Below are 17,705 nucleotides of genomic sequence, written 5' to 3' on the forward strand. Positions count from 1 at the left end.
GCGAACCGGCGCTTTCCGTCGGGCCCGGGGTGTGGTTTTGTCCCAAGACACCCCGTTCCGCCCTCGGGTTCGCAACCACGCCCCAGGACAGGAAGAATCGGGGTGCGTGCCGCCAAGGCGGTGCGGTGGTGAGACGCTGCACGGGGTCGCGTAAACATGTCGGTGGCGCGGCTCGTACGGGGAGGTGGCAGGCAAGTGGTGGATCAGCTGACTCAGCACGATCCGCGCAGGATCGGGCCGTTCGAGGTGCTCGGACGGCTGGGTGCCGGCGGCATGGGGCTGGTCTATCTCGCGCGCTCGGCGTCCGGCCGGCGCGTGGCGATCAAGACGGTCCGTACGGAGCTCGCCGAGGACCAGCTGTTCCGTGTCCGCTTCACCCGTGAGGTGGAGGCGGCCCGCGCGGTCTCCGGCTTCTATACGGCGGCCGTGGTGGACGCCGATCCGCGCGCCGCCGTGCCCTGGCTGGCCACCGCGTACGTGCCCGCGCCCTCGCTGGAAGAGATAGTGAACGAGTGCGGGCCGCTCCCGGCCCAGGCGGTGCGCTGGCTGGCGGCGGGTGTCGCCGAGGCGCTGCAGTCGATCCACGGCGCCGGGCTGGTGCACCGGGACCTCAAGCCGTCCAACGTGCTCGTCGTCGAGGACGGGCCCCGGGTGATCGACTTCGGTATCGCGTCCGGCGTTTCGAACACCCGTTTGACGATGACGAACGTCGCGGTCGGTACCCCCGCGTACATGTCGCCGGAGCAGGCGAAGGACTCGCGCAGCGTCACCGGCGCGAGTGATGTCTTCTCGCTCGGCTCGATGCTGGTTTTCGCCGCCACCGGGCATCCGCCCTTCCACGGCGCCAACCCGGTGGAGACGGTCTTCATGCTGCTCCGGGAGGGCCCGGACCTCGAAGGCCTCCCGGACGAGCTGCGCCCGCTCATCGAGTCCTGTATGCAGATGGACCCGACCGCCCGCCCCAACCCCGCCGACCTCCAGGCCCAGCTCGCCCCGCACCTCTTCGGCTCCGGCTCCGACGACAGCGGTACGGCGTCGGCGTGGCTGCCCGAGCGGGCGGTCAGCCTGATCGAGGCGCGGCGCGGTGGCCGCCCGGCGACGAAGCCGTCGCCGGCGTCCGGCCGCAGCGGTGGCCGGATCGCCCCCGCCCCTCTCCCGCCCCCGCCCTCGCACGACCCGGTGGTCCCCGCCCCGCAGCCGGCGCCCGCCCCGGTCGGCGCCCCCGACACCGGCCCCGTACGGCTGGCCGGCGCGGCGGTGCCCATCGGGCCCGGCCCCCGCGTCGCCGCCGCCCGCGCCGCCGCCCTGCAGGCCCCCGCCCCGGAGGCCGGCCTCGTCGCCTCCTGGTCCAAGCCCCGCCCCGGCGTCAACGGCGCCGACCCCGCCGTGGGCCCTGCCGTGCCGCCCGCGCCCCCGGAGACGGCGGCCGGCTGGCGCCCCTGGCGCTTCCGCATGTCGAACGACGTCTGGGGCACCCCGGCCGTCTGCGACGACCTCGTCTACGTCACCTCCTTCGAGGTGCACGCCCTGGACGTGGCCACGGGCCGCCGCCGCTTCAAGACGCGGGACGTGGCCTGGTCGATGGCGGTCGCGGACGGCCGTATCCACGCCTCCGACGGCCCGACCCTGTTCGCCCTGGACTGCCGCGAGGGCGCCGACCTCTGGCGGCTCCAGACGGACGCCTGGGTGTACTCGCTCAAGGCCGACCGGGGCACGGTCGTCACCGGCACCCGCGGCGGCGGCGTGCAGGCCTGGGAGGCCTCGAACGGCCAGAAGCTGTGGGAGATCACCGGGGCGCAGACCGACTTCGAGGCGCCGGAGGCCGGCCCCGCGCTGCACGACGGCACGGTGTACGTCTGGCAGGACGCGCGGCTGCGCGCCCTGGACGCCCGGACCGGCGACGAGCGCTGGTCGTACCCGATCGGCGACGCCGCCTCCTGCGGCGGGGTGCCGGTGCGGGTGGCGCAGGCGCACGATGGCTATGTGTACGTGTCGGCCGGGACGCGGGTGCTGGCGCTCGATGTGAACAGCGGCCTGGTCCGCTGGCACTTCGAGGCCCCGGCGGTGTTCCTGTGCCCGCCGACCTTCGTGCCGGGCCCGGCCGTCACGGGCGGCGGTGTGTACCTGGCCGACTACCTCGGCACGGTCTACGCCCTGGACGCCACCGACGGCCGCGACCGCTGGCGCATCGCCACCGAGTCCCGTTCCTCGATCGAGCCGGTCCTGGTGGCCGCCGGCCATGTCCACGTCGGCAGTGGCAAGGGCCTGTACACGCTGGACGCGGTCACCGGCACTCCGAAGTGGCGCTTCCAGGCGGGCGGCGACATCGTGGGCGCGCCGGCCGTGGCCGAGGGCCGGATCCACTTCGGTTCGACGGACCACCTGCTGTACACGCTGAAGGCCGACGACGGGCGGCTCAGATGGAAGCTCGCCACCGGTGGCGAGATCACCGGCTCGCCCCTGGTGAGGGACGGGGTCGTGTACGCGTGCAGCAAGGACCGGTGCGTGTACGCGCTGGACGCGGAGAAGGGGACGGGGACGGCGCGGAGCACGTGAGTGCCGCGATGGGTCGTCGGCCGTCCGCGGGGCCGGTGTGGCTGGTCGCGCCCGGGGCGGCGGAGCCGCAAATCGAGCACAACCCCGTGCCGCCCCCTGGGGCGTTGCCGAACCGCCGTCCTGTGACGGCCGTCGTACCGGTGCACGGAAGGGGTCCGGACGGCGGCCGTCGGCGCGAGGGAGCAGCCCTGTTCACCGCTCTCACCGCAGACGCTACGCCCAGTACGCGGCGGTCGCCACGCGGTGACATGACCGTGACAGGCCTGCCCTAGAGTGACGGCATGCATCGACGGGGGCACATGCTCAGACTCACGGCGGTATCGGTACTCGTCGTCCTGGCGCTGACCGGATTCAAGGGACGCGGCCACGGCGGCAGCGACGGCGGTGGCAGTGGCAGTGGCGGGGGCGGCGGATGCAGCAGCTCCAGCCAGGACCACGACAGCTCGTCCACCAGCGGCGGCACCTCGGGTTCGGGTTACCACGACTACGACGATGACGACGACTACGGCGGCACGAGCGGCGGCAGCGGCTCCTCCTCGACGCTCCAGGACGCCACCGTGCAACTGGTGAGCTGCGCCTCGACGGACAGGCCCTACGCGACGGTCAAGGTCACCAACCCGAACTCCACGGGCGGCTACTTCACCGTCACGGTCGACTTCCTCGACGCCGCCTCCCACCGGGTGGAACAGCGCACCGAGGACGAGTTCGTCGCCGCGAACGAGACGGTGAGCGTCCAGGTGGACCTCTCCGGCGCGGGCGTCGCGGCGCAGGTCGACCACTGCGCGGCCGAGCCGTACGCCACGGCCGGCTGACGGGCACTCACCGCACCCGGTAGCCACCGGCCCGCCGGGCCGCGAACAGCTCCGCCTGGCGGTCGGCGGGCGAGTTCCCGAGGGTGATGAGGTGGGGCGCCTGGGCGAAGGCGTGGGCGAGGGCGGCCTCCTTGGCCGCCCACAGCGCCCGCACGGTGCCCTGCACACCCGCCGCCGGATACCCGGCTATGACGGCGGCCCGGTCGACCGCGGCGGCCAGCGCCCCACCGGGTTCGGTGACTTCCGAGACCAGCCCGATCTCATGGGCCCGCCGCGCCGACATCCGCTCCGCGCTCCCCATCAGCGCCATCCGCGCGGCCTCCCCGTACGGCATGCGCAGTGCCATGAGCATCGACTCGTAGGCGCTGACCATGCCGTAGCTGGTGTGCGGGTCGAAGAAGGTGGCGCTCGGGTCGGCGACGAGGAAGTCCGCCTCGCCGAGGAGGTAGAAGGCACCCCCGCAGGCCATGCCCTGCACGGCGGCCACGACCGGCTTCCACAGGTCGTTGGCCTTGGGCCCGGCCCGCAGCAGCGGATCGTCCATCATGTACGGCGAGCCGGGCTGCGGGACGACGGCCGCCCGGTCCAGCCCCGTGCAGAACGCCCGCTCCCCGGCACCGGTGAGCACGACGGCCCGTACGGTGTCGTCGAACCGCAACTCCCGCCACGCGCCCACGAGTTCGTCCCGCAGGGCGAGGTCGATGGCGTTGAGGCGATCGGGGCGGTCGAGGATGACGACGGCGACGCCGGTGTCCTTGTCGGTGGCGACGCGGAGGCTCATGGCCGCTCCAGGACCCACCGGGGCAGGCCGGTGGGGCCGAAGACGGCCTGGACCTTGGCGCCGATGCGGATCCGGTCGGGGGAGAGGGAGTTGAGGGGCGCGTCCGGGGCGGTGACGAGGTTGCCGACCAGGCGGATGCGGGGGGCGTCGGTGAGTTCGACGACGATGACGTTGTACGGCGCCTGCTCCGCGTAGTCGGGCAGCAGGGGCGGGTGGGGGACGACGTACGACCAGATACGGCCCTGACCGGACGTGCGGCGCCACTCGCTCGCGAAGGACTGGCAGTGCGGGCAGCACGGGCGGGGCGGGAACCGTGGCTCACCGCAGTCGGCGCAGGCCTGGACTCGGAGCTCGCCCTGGGCGGCGTACCGCCAGAAGGGGGCGCCGTCGGGGTCGGTGACGGGGGAGAGCATCCTTGGTCAACTCCTCAGGAGCAGCGCGGAGGTGGGGACGCCTTCGCCGGCGGTGACGAGGCAGGTGGCGGCGCCCGGGACTTGGGCGGTGCTGGTGCCGCGGAGCTGTTTGACGCCTTCGTTGATGAGGTTGAACCCGTGGACGTAGGCCTCGCTGAGCCCGCCGCCCCCGGTGTTGAGGGGCAGCAGCCCGCCGATCTCCAGGGCCCCGCCCTCCGTGAAGGCCCCGCCCTCTCCCCTCCCGCAGAACCCGTAACCCTCCAGCGACAGCGGTATGAGAGCCGTGAAGGCGTCGTAGATCTGGGCGACGTCCACATCCTGTGGAGTGAAGTCCGCGTGCTTCCACAGATGGCGGGCGGCCGTCCAGGCGGGCCCGGTGAGCGGGTCGTCGTTCCAGTAGTTGACCATGCCGTGGTGCTGGGCGGGCAGGCCCTGGGCGGCGGAGTGGACGTAGACGGGGGTGTGCCGGCAGTCGCGGGCGCGCTCCCGGCTGACGATCACACAGGCCAGGGCGCCGTCCGTCTCCAGGCAGTTGTCGAAGAGGCACAGGGGCTCGCTGATCCACCGGGAGGTCATGTACATCTCGCGGGTGAGGGGACGGTCGTACATGACGGCGGCCGGGTTCTGGTTGGCCCGGTTGCGGCAGGCGAGGGCGACGTTGAAGAGGTGGTCCCGGGTCGCCCCGTACTCGTGCATGTACCGGCGGGCGAGCATGGCGATCTCGTCGACCGGCCGCAGGAGGCCGTACGGCCGGGTCCACTGGGCGGGGGTGGGCAGTTGGGCGGTGGTGTTGCGCCAGGGCCTGGGCCCGCTGCCCCGCTTGCGGGACCGCCAGGCGACGCCGACCGTGGCCTGCCCGGTGGCGATGGCGGCGGCGAGATGCGCGACGGTGGCACACGAGCCGCCACCGCCGTACCCCACCTTGCTGAAGAAGGTGAGATCCCCGAACCCGACGGCCTTCGCCAGCTCGACCTCGTCCGTCTCCTCCATGGTGTAGCTGGCCAGGGCGTCGACCTCACCCGGGGCGATCCCGGCGTCGTCGAGGGCGGCGAGGACGGCGCGGCAGGCGAGGGTCTTCTCGTCCTCGGGAAGGCGTTTGGCGAACGGCGTCTCGCCTATGCCGACGATGGCGGTCGCGTCCCTGAGTCCTGCCATGTGCACACCTCCGCGCCGCGGACCGGCTGCTGACAGGTCGTCAGACTACAGCTAATCTGACGGGCAGTCAGCTAGCGTGTTCGGGGAGGCCCATCGTGGAGTGGCAGAGCATCCCGGAGCTGGTCCGCCGGGCGGCCGAGCGGTATGCGGACACCGAAGCGGTGGTGGAGGGCCGGACCCGGATCTCCTACGGCGAACTCGGCGCCCGCGTCGAGCGCTCGGCGGCGGCCTGCCTGGCGAACGGCGTCGAGCCGGGCGACCGGGTCGCCGTCTGGGCCCCGAACACACTGGACTGGATCGTGGCGGCGCTGGGCGCGGTGTCGGCGGGCGCGGTGCTGGTGCCGCTGAACACGCGCTTCAAGGGCGCGGAGGCGGCGGACGTACTGCGCCGCAGCGGCACACGGCTGCTGTTCGTGACCGGCACCTTCCTGGGCACCTCGTACGTGGCGTCCCTGCGCAGGGCGGTCGCGGAGGGACCGGGTCTGCCGGACCTGGAACAGGTGGTGGTGCTGTCGGACGACGCTCCCGCGGACTTCCGCACCTGGAAGGAGTTCCTGGCGAGCGGGGACGGGGTGGGGGAGGCGGAGGTGCGGGCGAGGTCGGGAGCCGTGTCCGGCTCCTGGCCCTCGGACATCGTCTTCACCTCCGGTACGACGGGCCGCCCGAAGGGCGCGGTGATCACCCACGCGCAGACGCTGCGTGCCTACGAGGTGTGGAGCGACCTCGCGGGCCTCCGGCAGGGCGACCGCTACCTGATCGTGAACCCCTTCTTCCACACCTTCGGCTACAAGGCCGGGGTGATCGCCTGCCTGATGCGGGGCGCGACGATGATCCCCCAGCCGGTCTTCGACGTCGGCACGGCCCTGGCGAACATCGCGGCGGAACGGGTGTCGGTGCTGCCGGGCCCGCCGACCCTCCACCAGTCCCTCCTCGACCACCCGGCGAGGGGCTCCTACGACCTCTCCGCCCTGCGGCTGGTGGTGACCGGCGCGGCGGTGGTGCCGCTGCGGCTGGTGGAACGCCTGCGCGGGGAACTGGGCGTGGAGACGGTCCTGACGGCGTACGGACTCTCGGAGGCCAGCGGCATCGTGACCATGTGCCGGCGCGGCGACGACCCGTCGGTGATCGCGTCGACGTCCGGGCGGGCGATACCGGGCACGGAGGTGCGGGTCGAGGCACCGCTCGGCGAGCCCGGCGAGGTGCTGGTCCGCGGGTTCAACGTCATGCGCGGCTACTACGCGGACGCGGCGGCCACGGCCGAGGTACTGACGGAGGACGGGTGGCTGCGGACGGGGGATGTGGGCGTCCTGGACTCCGCCGGGAACTTGCGGATCACCGACCGCCTCAAGGACATGTTCATCGTCGGCGGCTTCAACGCGTACCCCGCGGAGATAGAGCAGGTCCTCGGTCTGCATCCCGATGTCGCGGACGTCGCCGTGATCGGCGTACCGGATCCGCGGCTGGGCGAGGTCGGCAAGGCGTTCGTCGTGCGGCGGCCGGGGGCCGTGCTGACCGGGGACGACCTGATCGCCTGGGCGCGGCGGGAGATGGCGAACTACAAGGTGCCGCGGAGGGTGGAGTTCTTGGGGGAGTTGCCGCGCAATGCGAGCGGCAAGGTGGTGAAGGGGGAGCTGCGGGGACGGCGTGCCGGCCACCCATGACACACCTCGGCCGCGGCGGCTCCCCCTCCGCGCCGCCGCGGCCGATCCCCGTGGAGAGAGGCGTCAGCCGGTCGGCTCACCAGTGGCGTGCGTGTTGTCCGTGGTGGCGTCCCCGGTTCCCTCGTCGGCCTTCAGCTTGCTCGTGTCGAGCGGCTCGCTGGTGGCGTGGGTGTTGAGCGTGGTCACCTCAGTGGCGTCCGTCTCCGGCGCCACTGCCTCGGTGGTCTTCTTGTTGTCGCTCATGGCTCGCTCTGCTCCCCTGACAGTCTTCGATGCGGTGGGTCGGAGAGACCCGCCCGGCAGCTCCCCCGCGGGCTGCCGGGCGGATACTCCCTGGGCCGGTACACCTTAGAGGTGAGGCCACTGGCCGTCCCGCCTGCCCCCCGACGCGACGGAACGACACGACGAGAGTGCCGTGGGGCGATAAACGAACGATGAACGTGCAGGCGCGGCGCCTCAGGCGAGGGCGAGCGGGTGGAGGAGAGCCCGGACCTGTTCGGCTTCCGGGACTCCGAGTGCGTCGAAGATATCGAGGGCTTCCCGCCAGCAGACCTGAGCGCGACCGGTCTGCCCTATGTCGCTCAAGGCCCGCCCGAGCACAGTAAGCACGTTTCCGCGCCGCCACTCGCCGCCGATTCCCCGGAGAACGGTCAGCGCCAGTTCCGCGTTGGCGGCGGCCTGTGCCGGACGCCGGGCGGCGAGGTCCACTTCGGCGAGACGGAAGAGCGTCATACCCTCCCACAGCCGCTGCCGGCTGTCCCGGAAGACCTCCAGGGCCTCTTCAAGGCGATCGGCCGCCTGTGACAGCTGACCGCTCTGGGTGAGTGCGAGGCCCAGCGCGTAGCGGCCGTTGGCCCCCTTGAGCGTGATTCCCATGTCGTCGTACATGCCGGTGCCCTGCTCGGCCAGGGTCACGGCGCTCGCGGTCTGGCCCATCGCCAGGTGTATCCGTGACAGGTTGCACAACGCGCTGGCCTCGCCGGGGCGGTCCCCACAGGACCGGAAACTCTCGATCGCGCGGCTCAGGTGCGTCTCCCCGTCCTCGTGCCGGCTCTGGTAGAGCGCGATGACGCCGAGCATGTTGGACGCCCAGCAGGTGGGAAGCGGGTCGTCGGCCATCTCCGCCAGCCGGAGGGCGTCGGCGGCCTCCTGGTCCGCAAGCTCGAAGCGGCCGGAAATGTGATGGCCGTTGGCCAGCGTCACCAGCGCCCGGGCTTCCGCCTGTTGGTCTCCGGCGGCCGAGGCCGCGGCACGCATGGCCGTCCCTGTCGCCTCGTACTCCTTTGAGTTGGCGCCCGATTCCGTCAGATCGATCGCAGTCCACAACAGGTCCACGGCACGCCTCAGATGGTGCGGCGCAGCGCATTGCCGCACACACGCGAGCAGGCAGATCGCCTCCGCGTACAACCAGTCGCGAGCCTGGTGCCGGTCCTCGAACGTCAATCCCGGATACTCGGTCGCCTCGCGGTGATCCACCAGCCGATCCCCCGGCCGCTCGATCGCGTAAACCCCCGCCGCGGTCGCCAGATAGAAGTCCAGCAGCCGCGACATCGCCGCGTCCCGCTCGCTCGGCGGCCACTCGTCCCGCTCCGCGCAGGCACGCGCGTAGAGCCGCACCAGGTCGTGGTACCGGTACCGCCCGGGCGCCGCCGACTCCAGCAGCGACGTGTCGACGAGGGACTCCAGCAGGTCCTCGGTCTCGTCCACCGGCAGATCCAGCACCGCCGCGGCCGCCGCCAGCGAGATGTCCGGGCCGTCCGCCAGCCCCAGCAGCCGGAACGCGCGGGCCTGGGCGGGCTCCAGGGCGCCGTAGCCCAGCTCGAAGGTGGCCTTCACGGCGAGGTCGCCGGCCTGGAGCTCGTCCAGGCGGCGCCGCTCGTCCGCGAGCTTGGCGGCGAGGACGGACACCGTCCAGGTGCGGCGGGCCGCCAGCCGGGACGCCGCGATGCGGATGGCCAGCGGCAGGAAGCCGCACGCCGCGACCACGTCCAGCGCGGCCTCCCGCTCGGACCCCACCCGCTCCTCGCCCACGATCTTCGTGAACAGGGAGAGGGCCTCCTCCGGGGACATCACGTCCAGGTCGACCAGATGCGCGCCGGCGAGGTCCACCATCCGCACCCGGGAGGTCACCAGCGCCGCGCAGCCCTCCGTGCCGGGCAGCAGCGGACGTACCTGGGCGGCGTCCTTGGCGTTGTCCAGCAGCACCAGCACCCGGCGGCCGTCCAGGATCGAGCGGTACAGCGCCGAGCGCTCCTCCAGGGAGTCGGGGATGGCCGAGTCCGCCGTGCCCAGGGCGCGCAGGAAGGAGCCCAGGACTGTCTCCGGTTCCGCCGCCCGGGGGCCCGCGCCCTGCAGGTCGACGTACAGCTGGCCGTCGGGGAACGCCGCGCGCGCCTGGTGCGCCACGTGCACCGCGAGCGTCGTCTTGCCGACCCCGCCGATGCCCGCCAGCGCGGACACGGCCATCACCCGGCCCTCCGCCGAGGCCAGGACCTCGCTCAGCTCCGAGACGAAGGCGGAACGGCCCGTGAAGTCGGGGACGGTCGCCGGGAGTTGTGCCGGTCGGACCGGGGCGGCCGTGGGCTCCGGCGCCGGCGCCGACGGTTCCGCCAGCGCCGGGTCCGCCTGCAGGATCCGCTGCTGGAGCTCGCTCAGCCCCGGACGCGGGTCCACGCCCAGCTCGTCCGCCAGCAGCCGCCGGGTGTCCGCGTACACCGCCAGCGCCTCCGCCTGGCGGCCACTGCGGTACAGCGCCAGCATCAGCAGCTCACGCAGCCGCTCCCGCAGCGGGTGCGCCGCCGTCAGCGCCGTCAGCTCCGACACCGCCTCCGCGTGGCAGCCCTGCTCCAGGTCCATGTCCAGGCGGGACTCCAGCAGTTGCAGCCGCCACTCCTCCAGGCGGACCCGCTGCGCCTCCGCGTACGAACCGGGAACCCCTGCCAGCGCCTCCCCGTCCCACAGCGCCAGCGCCCGCCCCAGCACCTTGCGCGCATGGCACAGATCCCCGGCGTTGCGCGCCTTCTCCGCCTCCGCGGCCAGCTCCTGCGCCACCGCCAGGTCCAGCGCGCCCTCGGCCAGCCCCCGCACGGCGTAACCGCCCGACTCGCTCACCAGGACGCCGGGATCGAGCACCTTCCGCAGCCGGGAGGCGTACGTCCGTACCGCCGCCAGCGCCTGCGAGGGCGGCTCCTCGCCCCACAGGGCGTCGATCAGCTCTCCCGCGGTCGCCGTACGGCCCTCGCGCAGCAGCAGGGCCGCGAGCAGGGCGCGTTGCTGGGGGGAGCCGGTGGGGAGCTGCTCCTCGCCGCGCCAGGCGCGTACCGGGCCGAGCACGCTGAAGCGCAGCGCCGCCGGCGGCTCCGCCGCATTTGTCGAGGAGCCGGGACGCCTCTGCTCCGGCACTCGCGGTACCCCGTCCATCGCAGTCCCCCTAGGACCCGTTTACATCTCCGCCAGTTTGCCTTGTTCCGGCAGATGCGTCAGCTGTGGAGAGGCTGATCACAGACAGGCGCGCGGGATATCACAAGGCCCTCACGTGCCCTTCGCACAACGGCGGCCCGTTCCCGCTTGGCTGACGGACCGTCAGATCGGCGCTACCGTGACGGACATGGACACCGAGACCGCGTTTCCGCTGATCATCTCCGTCGACGACCACACCGTGGAGCCGCCCACCGTGTGGCAGGACCGGCTGCCGAAGAAGTACCTCGACACCGGGCCGCGCACAGTCCGCGCCCCCCTGAAGGAAATGACCTTCCTGGGCGGACGGTTCAAGCCCGTCATGGGCCGGCCGGGCGACGACGGCCCGCTCGGCGACTGGTGGGTGTACGAGGACCTGCACCGGCCCCTCACCCGCCTCGACACCGCCGTGGGGTACAGCAGGGACGAGATCAAGCTGGAGGTCATCACCTACGAGCAGATGCGCCCGGGCTCCTACGACGTCCCCGCCCGCCTCGCCGACATGGACGTCAACCACGTCCAGTCCGCCCTCTGCTTCCCGACCTTCCCCCGCTTCTGCGGCCAGACCTTCACCGAGGCCAAGGACCGTGAGCTGGGCCTGCTGTGCGTCCAGGCCTACAACGACTGGATGGTGGAGGAGTGGTGCGGGCCCGCGGCCCAGGGGCGGCTCATCCCGCTCACCCTCATCCCGCTCTGGGACGCCGAACTCGCAGCCGCCGAGGTCCGCCGCAACGCCGCCCGAGGCGTCCGCGCCGTCGCCTTCTCCGAGATACCCCCGCACCTCGGGCTCCCCTCCGTCCACACCGACGACTGGGACCCCTTCCTCGCCGCCTGCGACGAGACCGGCACGGTCGTCGCCATGCACATCGGCTCCAGCAGCCGTATGCCCTCCACCTCCGCCGACGCCCCGCCCGCCGTCGGCTCCACCATCACCTTCGCCAACTGCTGCTTCTCGATGGTCGACTGGCTGATGAGCGGCAAGTTCGAGCGGTTCCCGAATCTGAAGATCATGTACGCGGAGGGCCAGATCGGCTGGATCCCGTACATCCTGGAGCGCGCCGACGTGGTGTGGGAGGAGAACCGCGGGTGGGGCGGCGTCGCCGACAAGGTGCGCCGGCCGCCGTCCGAGCTGTTCGCCGGGCACGTCTACGGCTGCTTCTTCGACGACGCCTTCGGGCTGAGGAACCTGGACGCGATCGGTGTCGGGAACGTCCTGTACGAGACCGACTACCCCCACTCCGACTCCACCTGGCCGAAGTCCCGCGAGGTCGGCGAGGCGCAGATGGGGCACCTGGACGCGGACGTCGTCGAGCGGATCGTGCGGGGCAACGCCATCGAGCTTCTGGGGCTCACCCCGGACGGGCGCTGGGGCGGGACGCGGTGAGCCCGTCGCACGGGCTCCAGTGCGGGATCCAGCTCCCCGTCCAGTCCCAGAGCACCCTGTACGCCGAGCCCTGGGAGGCCGCCGCCGGCCCCGACGACCTGCTCGCCGTCGCCCGCGCCGCCGACCGCGCCGGCTTCGCCTACCTGGCGAGCTGCGACCACGTCGCCATCCCGCGCCGCCTCGCGCCCGCGATGAGCACGGTCTGGTACGACCCCGTCGCCACCCTCGCCTTCCTCGCGGCGGCCACCGAGCGCATCCGGCTGCTCAGTCATGTCGCCGTCGTGGGACTGCGGCATCCGCTCCTGACGGCCAAGCAGTACGCCACCCTCGACCATCTGTCGGGCGGCCGGCTGATCCTCGGGGTCGGGGCCGGGCATGTGCGCGAGGAGTTCGAGGCGCTGGGGGCCGACTTCGAGCGGCGCGGGTCCGTGCTGGACGAGACGGTCGACGCCCTGCGAGCCGCCCTCGGCCCCGAGGAGTTCCCCGAACACCACGGCAAGCTCTACGCCTTCGAGGGGCTCGGACAGCGGCCGCGGCCCGCCCAGGAGCGCGTCCCCGTCTGGGTCGGCGGGTCGTCCCCGGCCGCCGTGCGCAGGGCCGCGCTCAAGGGGGACGGGTGGCTGCCGCAGGGGGATCCGCGCGACCGGCTGCCCGCGCAGATCGCGCGGATACGGCGGCTCAGGGAGGAGGAAGGCATCGCGGGGCCGTTCACCGTCGGTGCCATCGCCGAGCCCCTGTACGTCGGGACGCCCGCGTGGGACGTCGGGCGCCGGACGGTCAGCGGGACGCCGGAGGCGGTCGCCGAGTCGCTGCGCGCCTACCGGGCGATGGGCGTGGACCAGCTCCAGGTGCGCTTCCGCAGCCGCAGCCGGGCCGAACTCGTCGCGCAGATCGAGGAGTTCGGGGAAGAGGTCGGTCCGCTGCTGCGGTGACCACGTTCGTTGAAAGCTTGAACATGTGCGCGCCGAGCTCCGTATGTACGAACGTACGGACGTACCGACGTACGGCTTCGGCGGAAGGACGCAACGACGTGCACACTTCCCGGAAACTCTCCGTCGCCCTCGCCTGCCCCGAGGGCACCTGGCCGCACCCCGGGTGGCCGGCCCCGGACGATCCCCACGTCGGGCGGGCGGTGACCCTGCGCCCGCCGTACGCCGTGCCCGACGGCGTGGACGTCGTGGTCCTGCGCTGCGACGAGCCGTCCAGGGCGCTGAGGGAACTGGGGCCGGTCGGGGTCCCGCTGATCGTCATCAGCCCCCGCCGGGACACCGCCACGGTGCTGGAGGTGTTCCGCCGCGGAGCGGGCTGTCTGATCGAGGGCGACTACTGCACCTGCATGCTGTCCTCGGCCGTCGTCGGGGCCACCGTCGGCCACACCTCCCTCTCCCCGGCGGCCTGCGCGGCCCTGCGCGAGGCTGTCCGGGGTGCGTCCGCGGAGGGCTCGGCGGCGGAGCGACTGCGCGGTCTGCTCTCGCCGCGGGAGCGGCAGATCATGGAGCTGCTGTCGACCGGGCTCGGCGCGCAGGAGATCGGGCTGCGCTTACGGCTGAGCGAGAAGACGGTCCGCAACAACCTCAGCAACATCTACGCCAAGCTGGACGCACGCGGCAGCACGGACGCGGTCCTGAGGTGGCTGGGAGCCGCGCCCGTGCTTCGCAGCTGAGAACCGGCAACCGTTTATTACGGCGCCGGCACGTCCGACAGCGGTATTTCGACGTCGGTGACGTTCGCGCCGCCCTCACCGAATCCGGGTTCCGACCGCAGGGCGCGCGTGGAATTGCGCAGTCCCGCCGCCTCCGGCGTTCCGCACTTCACGTTGCGCAGCCACAGACGCCCGTCGGGGGTGCCGTTCTTCAGGATCTGCGGATAGAAGACGTGCACGCTCGTGGCGCCCTCGGCCGGCGCGAAGAACACCTTCCGGCCGTCCTGTGCCTCCTTGTACGTGGCCCGCAGGAAGCCGCTCACGTCCGTGCGTTTCGCGGACCACATGAAGAAGGCGAGGCTGTCCGCCTGCACGGTGTCGGTCCTGCTGAACGCCAGGGTGGTCGTCTTGTCGTCGCGCGTGATGTTGATTTCCGACGTGTTGAACTTGACGCCGATCTCGAAGAAGGAATTGCCGAGCTTCGTACCGGCGTCCGCGGTGAAGCCGTCCTCCAGCTGGATGGTCCTGGTGACGGCCGCGCTCACACTGAAGGTCTTCGAGGCGGTGGCCGTCGATCCGCAGTTGTCGCTCACCGCGGAGACCCGTTGATTGGGCCCGAGGTTGTCCCGCTTGAACTGGACGTCGACGAACTCGCAGTTCTCCAACTTGTCGGAGTCCGCCGAACAGTCGGCGGTCACTTCGGAGGGGGTGGCGGCACCCGCGGAGCTCATCAGCGGTACGGCCACCGCGACGGCCGCCACCGGGGCCAGGGCCAGGGTGATGCGCTTCTTCTTGCTCCGGTGGCTTCTCGTGCGGCCGGGGCGTGTCATGGGTTCTCCTGTGACGTCTGGGGGCGGGGGAGGTCAGGGGGAGTCAGCAGTCCGTCAGCACGGCCTTGGAGGTGCCGTCCACGACACCGGGAGCACCCGCCGCGCCCGGCAGGATGACGGGGCCCTCGACGACGTCCGGGGCCACGAAGTTCTGCTCCGGGGTGGCGTTGGTGACGGTCGTCGCCTCGCGGGCGTCGATCCGGACCCGCCATTCGCCGGTCATGCGCTGCATCTTCGGCGTGAACTCCATGTGCAGCACCTTGCCGACCGGCACGTCCCGCTGTTCCGTGTCGCCGGCGGTGGCCGACCTGACGGTCATGTCGAGGGTGCCCTTGTGCTTGAGCCAGGATCCGGTCAGCGCTCCGAAGAGCCCTCCGCCGCCGCCCTGCTGGGTGACGGTGTACTTGCCCTGTCCCTGGGCCGCCGTCGCCGACCAGGTGACCGACACCTTCGCCGGTTCGGTGGCGTTCGGTTCGCAGTTCGGGAAGTCGATGGAGGCCTTTTCGGTCGGCCCGTCGAAGGTCTCGAACTTCGTCTCGACGAAATCGCAGTTGTCGGACGCGAAACTCGGCCCGGCGATCGGGTGGCCGCCGAAGTCGGAGATGGACTGCGCTTTTCCGTTGAGCACCCGGGCCCGCTGGCACATCGTCATGATCTGCTCGGGCGCCTTCTCCTCGCCGGCGGCGTTCGCCGTCGGAAGCAGGGCCACGATCACCCCGCCGGTCGCAAGCGCCGAGCCGACCGCCACGATCCTGATCTTCTTGTTCTTGAGTCTCCGCTTGGACATGGCGAGGATTCTGGATTCCCGCGCCGGACGCCGACAGGGTCAAACATCCCTACTTGCGGGTCACGTGACATTCGCCTCAGCAACGCCGGTGACTTGCATCTGACGCATCGTCAGGTATGCCGCTACGATGCCAAGTCCACCGTGTCCACCATCTGCAGGGGGCCGCAATGGGCAAGCTCGACGGACGGGTCGTCATCGTCACCGGGGCGGCGCGCGGACAGGGGGAGCAGGAGGCGCGCCTCTTCGTCGCGGAGGGCGCGAGCGTCGTGGTCGCGGACGTCCTCGACGACCAGGGGAAGAAGCTCGCCGAGGAACTGGGCTCGCTGTACGTCCACCTCGACGTCGGCGAGGAGGCCGACTGGCATGCGGCGGTCGCCGCGGCCAAGGAGGCGTACGGCCATGTCGACGGCCTCGTCAACAACGCCGGCATCCTGCGCTTCAACGCCCTCCTCGACACGCCCCTCGACGAGTTCATGCAGGTCGTCAGGGTGAACCAGGTCGGCTGCTTCCTCGGCGTCAAGGCGGTGGCGCCCGAGATGGCCGACGGCGGCACGATCGTCAACACCGCCTCCTACACCGGAGTGACCGGCATGGCGGCCGTCGGGGCCTACGCCGCCACCAAGCACGCCATAGTCGGCCTCACCCGCGTCGCCGCCCTCGAACTGGCCCCGCGGCACATCCGCGTCAACGCCATGTGTCCCGGCGCCATCGACACCGCGATGGCCAACCCGGCCCGGCTCGACCCGGCGGCGGACCCCGAGGAGGCGTCGCGGGCGCTGGATGGCCTGTACCGCAAGCTGGTGCCGCTCGGCCGCATCGGCCGCCCGGAGGAGGTGGCGCGGCTCGCGCTGTTCCTGTCGTGCGACGACTCGTCCTACATCACCGGGCAGCCGTTCGTGATCGACGGCGGATGGCTCGCGGGAGTGTCCATCGTCTGACGCGGCGTCAGCTATTGACGCTCCACGGGGCCGGTGGAACAGTCGGCCCATAGATCTGACGAACCGTCAGATACGGCCGACCGTGGGACGGTGAACCTCCTTGGAATTCGGGCTCTTTGTACAGGGATACGTGGGCAAGCGCGCCGAGACCGACCCGCTCGCCGAGCACAAGGCGCTGATGGAGGAGACCGAGTACGTCATCCAGGCGGACAAGTCCGGCTTCAAGTACGCCTGGGCGTCGGAGCACCACTTCCTGGAGGAGTACTCGCACCTCTCCGCCAACGACGTCTTCCTGGGGTACCTGGCGCACGCGACGGAGCGGATCCATCTCGGCTCGGGCATCTTCAACCCGCTCGCCCAGGTCAACCACCCGGTGAAGGTCGCCGAGAAGGTGGCCATGCTCGACCATCTCACCGGCAACCGCTTCGAGTTCGGCAGCGGGCGGGGTGCCGGCTCGCACGAGATCCTCGGCTTCCTGCCCGGGATCACCGACATGAACCACACCAAGGAGATCTGGGAAGAGACCATCGCCGAGTTCCCGAAGATGTGGCTCCAGGACGAGTACGTCGGCTTCCAGGGCAAGCACTGGTCGCTGCCGCCGAGGAAGGTGCTGCCGAAGCCGTACGGGAAGTCGCATCCGGCGATGTGGTACGCGGCCGGGTCGCCGTCGTCGTACGCCATGGCGGCGAAGAAGGGGCTCGGGGTGCTGGGCTTCAGTGTGCAGAAGGTCGCCGACATGGAGTGGGTGCTGGAGCAGTACAAGACGGCGATCGTGGACGCGGAGCCGGTCGGTGACTTCGTCAACGACAACGTCATGGTGACGACGACGGCGATCTGCGCGCCCACGCATGACGAGGCCGTGCGGATCGCGGTGAGCGGGGGACTGCACTACCTGCCGTCGCTCGTGTTCCGGTACCACGACACCTTCCCGCGGCCCGAGGGCTTCCCCGAGTGGCCGGAGACGCTTCCCGAGTACACCGCCGAGTTCGTCGAGGTCCTCATCGAGGAGGAGCTGGTGATCTGCGGGGACCCGGACGAGGTGCTGCGGCAGTGCAAGCGGTGGGAGCAGGCGGGGGCGGATCAGCTGAGTTTCGGGCTGCCGGTCGGGATTCCGAAGGAGGAGACGCTGCAGACGATCCGGCTGATCGGGGAGCACGTGATTCCGAAGATCGATACGGATCCGGTGCATCGGACTTCGCGGTTCCGGAGGGGTGCCTGATCTTTGTCGGCGGCTGCGGCTGCGGGTGCGTGGGGGCTGGTCGCGCAGTTCCCCGCGCCCCTGAGTATCTC

Annotated in this window: 15 protein-coding genes; 8 read left to right on the plus strand and 7 right to left on the minus strand. The window is 71.6% G+C overall.

Features of this window, described 5'->3' with window-relative positions; translation table 11 throughout:
- Positions 1-195 precede the first annotated feature (195 nt).
- Together afsK and AQI70_RS24505 are read left to right on the plus strand one after the other, a co-directional pair.
- A complete protein-coding gene (afsK, locus tag AQI70_RS24500) occupies positions 196-2,556 on the plus strand; it encodes a protein serine/threonine kinase AfsK (RefSeq protein ID WP_062153621.1) in 2,361 nt (786 codons plus the stop codon).
- Positions 2,557-2,837: 281 nt separating this feature from the next.
- Positions 2,838-3,368 carry a hypothetical protein gene (locus AQI70_RS24505; protein WP_244181826.1) on the plus strand — a complete coding sequence of 177 codons (531 nt, stop codon included), beginning with the start codon at positions 2,838-2,840 and terminating at the stop codon, positions 3,366-3,368.
- A gap of 7 nt (positions 3,369-3,375) precedes the next feature.
- Here the strand turns inward: AQI70_RS24505 and AQI70_RS24510 are convergent, their stop codons facing one another.
- The 3 genes from AQI70_RS24510 to AQI70_RS24520 are packed head-to-tail and all read right to left on the minus strand — an operon-like array spanning position 3,376 to position 5,717.
- Positions 3,376-4,149, minus strand: coding sequence for an enoyl-CoA hydratase/isomerase family protein (locus AQI70_RS24510; RefSeq protein ID WP_062153625.1), 774 nt, complete (start codon positions 4,147-4,149; stop codon positions 3,376-3,378).
- Positions 4,146-4,562, minus strand: a complete 417-nt coding sequence (locus AQI70_RS24515; RefSeq protein ID WP_062153627.1) for a Zn-ribbon domain-containing OB-fold protein — start codon at positions 4,560-4,562, stop codon at positions 4,146-4,148. The genes AQI70_RS24510 and AQI70_RS24515 overlap by 4 nt, the downstream gene beginning before the upstream one ends.
- 6 nt (positions 4,563-4,568) lie before the next feature.
- Positions 4,569-5,717, minus strand: coding sequence for a lipid-transfer protein (locus AQI70_RS24520; protein ID WP_062153629.1), 1,149 nt, complete (start codon positions 5,715-5,717; stop codon positions 4,569-4,571).
- A 95-nt stretch (positions 5,718-5,812) separates the two neighbouring features.
- On the opposite strand from AQI70_RS24520, the gene AQI70_RS24525 reads away from it, so the two are divergent.
- The gene (locus tag AQI70_RS24525; protein WP_062153631.1) at positions 5,813-7,378 is read left to right on the plus strand and encodes a FadD3 family acyl-CoA ligase; all 1,566 of its coding nucleotides are present in this window, start codon (positions 5,813-5,815) and stop codon (positions 7,376-7,378) included.
- A gap of 63 nt (positions 7,379-7,441) precedes the next feature.
- On the opposite strand, the gene AQI70_RS24530 is transcribed toward AQI70_RS24525, so the two are convergent.
- Entirely contained in the window at positions 7,442-7,621 is a 180-nt protein-coding gene (locus AQI70_RS24530; protein ID WP_062153633.1) for a hypothetical protein, read from the minus strand.
- 213 nt (positions 7,622-7,834) lie between these two features.
- Complete coding sequence (gene afsR / locus AQI70_RS24535) at positions 7,835-10,798, minus strand: SARP-family global regulator AfsR (RefSeq protein ID WP_062153635.1); 2,964 nt, start codon at positions 10,796-10,798, stop codon at positions 7,835-7,837.
- Positions 10,799-10,985: 187 nt separating this feature from the next.
- Here afsR and AQI70_RS24540 point away from each other — a divergent pair, with 187 nt between their 5' ends.
- The 3 genes from AQI70_RS24540 (at position 10,986) to AQI70_RS24550 (ending at position 13,881) form a co-directional block, all read left to right on the plus strand.
- Positions 10,986-12,218 carry an amidohydrolase family protein gene (locus AQI70_RS24540; protein WP_208607431.1) on the plus strand — a complete coding sequence of 411 codons (1,233 nt, stop codon included), beginning with the start codon at positions 10,986-10,988 and terminating at the stop codon, positions 12,216-12,218.
- Positions 12,215-13,150, plus strand: a complete 936-nt coding sequence (locus AQI70_RS24545) for a TIGR03619 family F420-dependent LLM class oxidoreductase (RefSeq protein WP_062153639.1) — start codon at positions 12,215-12,217, stop codon at positions 13,148-13,150. Before AQI70_RS24540 ends, AQI70_RS24545 begins: the two co-directional genes overlap by 4 nt.
- A gap of 98 nt (positions 13,151-13,248) precedes the next feature.
- Positions 13,249-13,881 carry a LuxR C-terminal-related transcriptional regulator gene (locus tag AQI70_RS24550; protein WP_062153641.1) on the plus strand — a complete coding sequence of 211 codons (633 nt, stop codon included), beginning with the start codon at positions 13,249-13,251 and terminating at the stop codon, positions 13,879-13,881.
- Positions 13,882-13,898: 17 nt separating this feature from the next.
- On the opposite strand, the gene AQI70_RS24555 is transcribed toward AQI70_RS24550, so the two are convergent.
- Positions 13,899-14,690 (minus strand): hypothetical protein, encoded by a 792-nt coding sequence (locus tag AQI70_RS24555; RefSeq protein ID WP_062153644.1) that lies wholly within the window; start codon positions 14,688-14,690, stop codon positions 13,899-13,901.
- Between the two features lie 43 nt (positions 14,691-14,733).
- Positions 14,734-15,477 carry a hypothetical protein gene (locus AQI70_RS24560; RefSeq protein ID WP_208607435.1) on the minus strand — a complete coding sequence of 248 codons (744 nt, stop codon included), beginning with the start codon at positions 15,475-15,477 and terminating at the stop codon, positions 14,734-14,736.
- Between the two features lie 167 nt (positions 15,478-15,644).
- On the opposite strand from AQI70_RS24560, the gene AQI70_RS24565 reads away from it, so the two are divergent.
- Positions 15,645-16,415 carry an SDR family NAD(P)-dependent oxidoreductase gene (locus AQI70_RS24565; RefSeq protein WP_062153646.1) on the plus strand — a complete coding sequence of 257 codons (771 nt, stop codon included), beginning with the start codon at positions 15,645-15,647 and terminating at the stop codon, positions 16,413-16,415.
- A gap of 100 nt (positions 16,416-16,515) precedes the next feature.
- Positions 16,516-17,634, plus strand: a complete 1,119-nt coding sequence (locus tag AQI70_RS24570) for an LLM class flavin-dependent oxidoreductase (protein ID WP_079051457.1) — start codon at positions 16,516-16,518, stop codon at positions 17,632-17,634.
- Positions 17,635-17,705: the final 71 nt, after the last annotated feature.

Source organism: Streptomyces curacoi (genome assembly GCF_001513975.1).
Taxonomy (GTDB): domain Bacteria; phylum Actinomycetota; class Actinomycetes; order Streptomycetales; family Streptomycetaceae; genus Streptomyces; species Streptomyces curacoi.

Excerpts from the sequence above, each read along its gene's own strand:
- AQI70_RS24505 (WP_244181826.1), top strand. The coding sequence starts at position 2,838 with ATGCATCGACGGGGGCACATGCTCAGACTCACGGCGGTATCGGTACTC.
- AQI70_RS24510 (WP_062153625.1), bottom strand. The coding sequence starts at position 4,149 with ATGAGCCTCCGCGTCGCCACCGACAAGGACACCGGCGTCGCCGTCGTC.
- AQI70_RS24515 (WP_062153627.1), bottom strand. The coding sequence starts at position 4,562 with ATGCTCTCCCCCGTCACCGACCCCGACGGCGCCCCCTTCTGGCGGTAC.
- AQI70_RS24520 (WP_062153629.1), bottom strand. The coding sequence starts at position 5,717 with ATGGCAGGACTCAGGGACGCGACCGCCATCGTCGGCATAGGCGAGACG.
- AQI70_RS24530 (WP_062153633.1), bottom strand. The coding sequence starts at position 7,621 with ATGAGCGACAACAAGAAGACCACCGAGGCAGTGGCGCCGGAGACGGAC.
- afsR (WP_062153635.1), bottom strand. The coding sequence starts at position 10,798 with ATGGACGGGGTACCGCGAGTGCCGGAGCAGAGGCGTCCCGGCTCCTCG.
- AQI70_RS24540 (WP_208607431.1), top strand. The coding sequence starts at position 10,986 with ATGGACACCGAGACCGCGTTTCCGCTGATCATCTCCGTCGACGACCAC.
- AQI70_RS24555 (WP_062153644.1), bottom strand. The coding sequence starts at position 14,690 with ATGACACGCCCCGGCCGCACGAGAAGCCACCGGAGCAAGAAGAAGCGC.
- AQI70_RS24560 (WP_208607435.1), bottom strand. The coding sequence starts at position 15,477 with ATGTCCAAGCGGAGACTCAAGAACAAGAAGATCAGGATCGTGGCGGTC.
- AQI70_RS24565 (WP_062153646.1), top strand. The coding sequence starts at position 15,645 with ATGGGCAAGCTCGACGGACGGGTCGTCATCGTCACCGGGGCGGCGCGC.